Raw genomic sequence first — 516 nt, 5'->3', positions numbered from 1 at the left:
GCGGGCGGCACCGACGGGACCCACCGGTCACTTCTTGTCGTCGTCCTCGTCCACGACCTCGGCGTCGACGATGTCCTCGTCGTCCTGAGCCGCACCGGCAGCAGCACCCTCGGCACCCTCGGCACCGGCGTCCTGCTGGGCGTAGACGGCTTCACCGATCTTGCCCATGGAGCCCTGCAGCTTCTCGACCGCAGACTTCACGGCGTCGTCGTCATCGCCCTCGAGAGCAGTCTTGACGGCGTCGACGTCGCCCTGGACCTCGGTCTTGACGTCCTCGGAGAGCTTCTCGTCGTTGTCCTTGATGAGCTTCTCGGTCGAGTAGGCCAGCTGCTCGGCGTTGTTGCGCATGTCGGCGGCCTCGCGGCGAGCCTTGTCGGCCTCGGCATTGGCCTCGGCGTCCTTGACCATGCGGTCGATGTCCTCCTGCGACAGGGAGGTGCCACCGGTGATGGTCATCGACTGCTCGGTGCCGGTGCCCTTGTCCTTGGCGGACACGTGCACGATGCCGTTCGCGTC

The 516-nt window shown here is 66.9% G+C and carries 1 protein-coding gene; it reads right to left on the bottom strand.

Annotation, left to right across the window (positions count from 1 at the left end):
- Nucleotides 1–27: 27 nt before the first annotated feature.
- Nucleotides 28–516 (bottom strand): Hsp70 family protein (locus L979_RS11075; RefSeq protein WP_047692274.1); only part of this gene is annotated, 489 nt, incomplete at its 5' end.

The organism is Kocuria sp. ZOR0020, assembly GCF_000800955.1.
Taxonomy (GTDB): domain Bacteria; phylum Actinomycetota; class Actinomycetes; order Actinomycetales; family Micrococcaceae; genus Kocuria; species Kocuria subflava.
This window is presented reverse-complemented; position numbering and strand designations above follow the sequence as displayed.